Raw genomic sequence first — 5,577 nt, 5'->3', positions numbered from 1 at the left:
TGGACAGGGGTGGTGCTGACCGGCCGGCTGTCGCTGGCCACCCACCCCTGGCTGGCCGACCACGTGGTCTCGGGCGCCGCCGGCCGCCGTGGCGAGCACCGGCACGCCCCGCGCGAGGGCCTCGGTGACCACCATCCCGTACGTCTCCCGGCGCGAGGCCAGCACCAGCAGGTCGGCGGCGGCGTACGCGGCGTGCAGGGCCGCCCCGGTGCGCGGGCCGACCAGGCGCACCCGGTCGGCGAGACCGTGCCCGGTCACCCGCCGCCGCAGTGCCGCCACGAACCCCGGGTCCCGGGTCAGCGGCCCCACGCAGACGCAGCTCCAGGGCAGGTCGGCGACCGCCGCCAGGGCCTCCACCAGCACGTCGTGCCCCTTGTGCGGGGCGAGGGCGGCGACGCAGAGCAGGTTCCCGCCGGCCGCCGACCCGGGCGCGGGCGGGGCCGGGTCCACGCCGGGCCGGGCGACGTGCACGCGGTCGGCCGGCAGCGCGTACCGGTCGAGCAGCCGTCGCCGGGTCCACTCGCTGGTGGTGACGACCGCGCCGGCGGCGGCCAGGGCGGCGGCCTCGGCGTCGTGCTCCAGCGGCAGGTGCACGACGACGACGAGGCGCAGCCGCCGGGCGTGCGGGGCGAGCACCTCCGGCACGCACGAGGCGACCAGCCCGTCGAGCAGGACCGGCGACCCGTCGGGCAGCGCCGCGAGCACCGAGGCGAGCCCGGCGCGCGCCGCCCGGTCGGGGCGGGGCCAGTCGCCGGGCACGGCGTGTTCGCGGACCGTCCAGCCGGCCGCCGCGAGGCCCCGGCAGAGCCGGCGGTCGTAGCCGTTGCCGCCGCTCGGCTCGGCCGGGTCGTCGATGTCGTTCGGCAGCACGACGTGCACCGTCGCCATTCAGAACGACCGTTCGTAGCTGGCCCAGGCGACGTGCGACTCGTGCAGCGTGACGGTGATGCCGGCCAGGGCGCGCGCCCCCGCGCCGAGGTCGCCGGCGCGTACCCGCTCGGCGAGGCGGTCGGCGACCGCGCGGGCCAGCACCTCGGTGGTCGTGTTCACCCCGGCGAAGGCCGGGTCGTCGTCGAGGTTGCGGTAGGTCAGTTCCCCGAGCACCGCCTTGAGCTGTTCGGTGGCCAGCCCGATGTCGACCACCACGCCGTCGGCGTCGAGGTCGGCGCGGCGGAAGGTGGCGTCCACGACGAAGGTCGCCCCGTGCAGGCGCTGCGCCGGGCCGAACACCTCCCCCCGGAAGCTGTGGGCGATCATCATGTGGTCTCGGACGGTCACGCTGAACACGGGTCACTCTCCGTCGTAGGTGATGAGGTGGCACAGTGCGGGCAGGCTGCCGGCGGTCAGCCGGGCCAGCACGTCGGGCAGCTCCGCGAAGCGGGACTCGCCGGTGAGCAGCGCGTCGAAGGCGGGATCGGCGAGCAGCTCCAGGGCGAGCCCCAGCCGGTCGGCGAAGCTGCGGCTGCCCCGTCGGGCCGGCGCGACGGCGCCCACCTGGCTGCCGCGCACGCTCAGCCGTCCGGAGTGGAACGCCCCGCCCAGCGCCAGCGCGACGGTGCGGTCGCCGTACCAGCTCAGCTCGACGACGGTGCCCTCCGGCCGGAGCAGTTCCAGCGAGCGTTGCAGGCCGGCGGCGGTGGCGCTGGCGTGCACCACGAGGTCCCGCCCGCTGGCGGCCTCCTCCGGCGGGGCGAAGCCGACGCCGAGTGCCGCGGCGACGGTCGCCCGGGCCGGGTCGGTGTCGACCAACTCCACCCGCACGCCCGGGAAGCGGGCGAGCAGCGCCGCCACGCAGCAGCCGACCATGCCGCCGCCGACCACGCTCACCCGGTCGCCGACCAGGGGCGCGGCGTCCCAGAGCGCGTTCACCGCCGTCTCCACCGTCCCGGCGAGCACCGCACGGGCGGGCGGCACCGCGTCCGGCACGGGCACCACCGCGCCGGCCGGGACCACGTACGCGGTCTGGTGCGGGTGCAGGCAGAACACGGTCCGGCCACGCAGCTCGTCCGGGCCCCGCTCGACCACCCCCACGTTGAGGTAGCCGTACTTCACCGGCGCCGGGAAGTCCCCCTCCTGGAACGGGGCGCGCATCGCCGCATGCTGGTCGGCGGGGACGCGGCCGGCGAAGACCAGCGTCTCCGTGCCCCGGCTGACGCCCGAGTACCGGCTGCGGACGAGCACCTCGTCCGGGCCGGGGTCGGCGAGCGGAGCCGACCGGATCTCACCCTCGCCGGGCGTACTCAGCCAGAAGGCGCGCGCCTCACCGGTCACCGGCTCCTCCTCACCCGCATCCGGAGCGAACCGAACGGCGGTATTTCCCGTAGTTCCTGTCGGATGTCGTCGACAATAGACACGGAGGCACCGTGCCCACGGTTCGAAAAGACCCGGCGATCGGGCTGATCGTCCAGATTGTCCTGCTGGCGGGGCTGGCCGCGACGGTCGGTCTCGGCCCGGCGGGCTGGCTCGCCGGGGCCGCGTACGGGGCGACGCTGTGCCTGATCCTCGACCGGGGGCTACGCCGGTCGGGCTCGTACGCCCTCGGGCCGGCCGACCGGGTGACGCTGGCCCGGGCGCTCCTCGTCGGCGCCGTGACGGCGCTGACCGGGGACGCGCTCGCCCCGGCCGCCGTCGACCGGGCCGCGCCGGTCGGGATGCTGGTCGCCCTCACCGCCGTGGCGCTGGCCCTCGACGCCGTCGACGGGTACGTGGCCCGGCGCACCGGCACCGCCAGCGCGCTGGGCGCCCGCTTCGACATGGAGGTCGACGCGTTCCTCATCCTCGTCCTCGGGGCGGCCGTCGCGCCCGCCGTGGGCGCCTGGGTGCTCGCCCTCGGCGCCATGCGGTACGCGTTCGTCGCCGCCGGATGGGTGCTGCCCTGGCTGCGCCGGCCGCTGCCCCCGAGGTACTGGCGCAAGGTCGTCGCGGCGGCGCAGGGCGTGCTGCTGCTGGTCGCGGCCGCCGGGGTGCTGCCCGGACCGGGCGACGCGCTGGTGCTGGCGGTCGCGCTGGCGCTGCTCGTCGAGTCGTTCGGCCGCGACGTCGGGTGGCTGTGGCGGCGCCGCTCGGACCGGACGGTGCCGCCGGGCGCCCCGCGCCGCCGGATCCGGCCCGCGGCGGTACGCCCCGACCTCGTCGCCGCCCGTGACTGACCGGCACTCGTGGCCGCACGCAACCGGCCGGCCCCCGTCGCCGCCCGGAACCGAGTCGGCCTCGTCGCCGCACACGACCGACCGGCCCCCGTCGCCGCAGGCGACCGAGTCGGCCTCGTCGCCGCCCGGGACCGGACGGGCGGCTGTCGGGGCGCGCGGCCGTACCTCCGAAGGAGCGGGCGGGAGGCGGCGGGGCGCGGCGCGGGTGACGACCGCGCTGGCCGCCCTGCTCGTGCTCGTCGCCCTGACCGCGCCGCACCAGCCCGCCCGGCTCACGCCCGGCGCGTTCGTGCGGGTACCCCTCGAAGGCCTGCTCGCGGTCGCCGTGCTGCTCGCCCTGCCGGCCCGCACGCGGCGGCCGGTGGCGGCGTTCGTGGGCGCGCTGCTCGGGTTGCTGGCCCTGCTGAAGGTCGCCGACCTGGGCTTCCTCGCGACGCTCGGCCGCCCCTTCGACCTGGTGCTCGACTGGGCCCTGCTCGACGACGCGCTCGGGTTCCTCACCGATTCGGCCGGGCGGGCGGGCGCCGCCGGGGCGGTCGTCGCGGCCGTGCTGCTGCTCGCCGCCGTGCTCCTCGCGACGACGCGGTCCGTGCTGCGGCTGACCCCCCTGCTGGTGCGACACCGCGCCGCCACCCGGCGCACGGTCGCCGCACTCATGGTGGTCTGGCTGGCCTGCGCCACGTTCGGCGTGCGGGTGTCCCCCGGCGTGCCGGTGGCCGACGCCGCCGCGACCGACCTGGTCGGCGACCACGCCCGCCAGGTACGCGACCGGCTGCGCGACCGGGAGGTCTTCGCGGCCCAGGTCGGCGTCGACGCGTTCCGGGACGCCCCCGGCGACCGCCTGCTGACCGCGCTACGCGGCAAGGACGTGGTGGTCGCCTTCGTGGAGAGCTACGGGCGCGACGCGGTGGAGAACCCGGAGTACGCCCCGGGCGTGGGCGCCGTGCTGGCCGACGGGGACCGCCGGCTGCGGGCCGCCGGCTTCGCCTCGCGCAGCGGGTTCCTCACCTCGCCGACCACCGGCGGCGGCAGCTGGCTGGCCCACGCCACGCTGCTGTCCGGCATGTGGGTGGACAACGACCAGCGGCACCGCAGCCTGCTGGCCAGCGACCGCTTGACGCTGGGCGGCGCCTTCCGGCGGGCCGGCTGGCGCACGGTGGGTGTGATGCCGGCCGCCACCCGGCCCTGGCCCGAGGGGGCCTTCTTCGGCTACGAACGCTTCTACGACGCCCGCAGCCTCGGCTACCGGGGGCCGAAGTTCAGCTACGCCCCGATGCCCGACCAGTACACCCTGGCGACCTTCGAGCGCCTGGAACGCTCCCGGGCGGATCGCGCCCCGGTGATGGCCGAGATCGCGCTCGTGTCCAGCCACTCCCCCTGGACGAAGATCCCGCGCCTCGTCGACTGGTCGCGGGTCGGCGACGGGACCGTCTTCCACGGCGAGACCACCGGCAACCCGTCGTCGCAGCCCCGCGCCGGCTACCGCCGGTCCGTCGAGTACTCCCTGGGCACCCTCGTGTCCTACCTGGAGGCCCACGGCGACGACGACCTGGTGCTGGTCTTCCTCGGCGACCACCAGCCCGCCCCGGTCGTCACCGGCGCCCGGGCGAGCCGGGACGTGCCGGTCACCGTCGTCGCCCGGGACCCGGCCGTGCTCGACCGGATCTCGGGATGGGGCTGGGACGACGGACTCCGGCCCGGGCCGCGCGCGCCGGTCTGGCCGATGGACGCCTTCCGCGACCGGTTCCTCACCGCCTTCAGCGGCTGATCCCACCCGCGCGACACCGTGGGCGGCCCGCCCCCGGAGCGCCCGGCGGGCCGCCTCCGCGGCACGGGCCGGTCCCGTCAGCGGGGTGCCACGAGGCCGGCGTAGTCGGCGGCGGTCAGGGGCCGCCGGGACAGCGACCCGTCGGCGCGCGGCACCCCCAGCGGGGCCCCGGCCCGGAAGAAGGCCACGGTGTCGACGTCGGAGCGGGCGGTGAGGGTGCAGACGATCTGCCCGAAGGCGAGGACCTCGTCGCTGCGGCCCGTCTCGTCGCCGGCCCCGCCGAGGTCCACGTCGACCTCGTTGCCCCGCGGCCGGGCGGCGGCGACCGGCACGGCCCCGGGCAGCGCCGTCGTGAGGCCCCGGTCGCGCTCGGTGGCGGTCGGGCCGGCCAGCAGATGCTGGAGCTGGGCGTCGACGGTGGGCGTACCGTCGACCCGACGCTCGACGCGGACCAGCCGGTCGTCGCTGACGAAGCAGAGGACCTCCGTCGTCCGTCCCGCCGTCAGGGTGGGGGTCGGTGTCGCCACGACCGCCCCCGGCGAGGGGAACGGCCCGGGCGGGGGTGCCACGGCGCGCGGGGCGCGCTCGGTCGGGACGCCGCAGCCGCCCAGCAGCCCCAGCACGACGAGCGCGCCGCCGACGGCCCGCCACCGGCCCGGG

At 77.5% G+C, this 5,577-nt stretch carries 4 protein-coding genes and 2 pseudogenes; 2 read left to right on the top strand and 4 right to left on the bottom strand.

Translation table 11 applies throughout. The features are described 5' to 3' along the window. The 3 genes from AB0B83_RS29830 to AB0B83_RS29820 all read right to left on the bottom strand — a co-directional run. Window positions 1-888: glycosyltransferase family 4 protein (locus AB0B83_RS29830; RefSeq protein WP_357580964.1), on the bottom strand; the 888-nt coding region annotated here is incomplete at its 3' end. Further along, the gene (locus tag AB0B83_RS29825) at window positions 889-1,287 is read right to left on the bottom strand and encodes a 6-carboxytetrahydropterin synthase (protein ID WP_357580963.1); all 399 of its coding nucleotides are present in this window, start codon (window positions 1,285-1,287) and stop codon (window positions 889-891) included. A 3-nt stretch (window positions 1,288-1,290) separates the two neighbouring features. Then, on the bottom strand, window positions 1,291-2,271 hold the full coding sequence (locus AB0B83_RS29820; protein WP_357580962.1) for a zinc-binding alcohol dehydrogenase: 981 nt from the start codon (window positions 2,269-2,271) through the stop codon (window positions 1,291-1,293). 92 nt (window positions 2,272-2,363) lie between these two features. On the opposite strand from AB0B83_RS29820, the pseudogene AB0B83_RS29815 reads away from it, so the two are divergent. Together AB0B83_RS29815 and AB0B83_RS29810 are read left to right on the top strand one after the other, a co-directional pair. Then, window positions 2,364-3,071 (top strand): annotated as a pseudogene (locus tag AB0B83_RS29815) (CDP-alcohol phosphatidyltransferase family protein); the annotation flags it as partial. Window positions 3,072-3,330: 259 nt separating this feature from the next. Continuing rightward, window positions 3,331-4,917 (top strand): annotated as a pseudogene (locus AB0B83_RS29810) (sulfatase-like hydrolase/transferase); the annotation flags it as partial. 77 nt (window positions 4,918-4,994) lie between these two features. Here the strand turns inward: AB0B83_RS29810 and AB0B83_RS29805 are convergent. Further along, a complete protein-coding gene (locus AB0B83_RS29805) occupies window positions 4,995-5,540 on the bottom strand; it encodes a GerMN domain-containing protein (RefSeq protein WP_357580965.1) in 546 nt (181 codons plus the stop codon). Between the last annotated feature and the right edge of the window lie 37 nt (window positions 5,541-5,577).

This window comes from Micromonospora sp. NPDC049060 (assembly GCF_040649055.1).
GTDB lineage: Bacteria > Actinomycetota > Actinomycetes > Mycobacteriales > Micromonosporaceae > Micromonospora > Micromonospora reichwaldensis.
The sequence above is the reverse complement of the archived record's forward strand: the minus strand, read 5'-3'. Positions and strand labels throughout refer to the sequence as shown.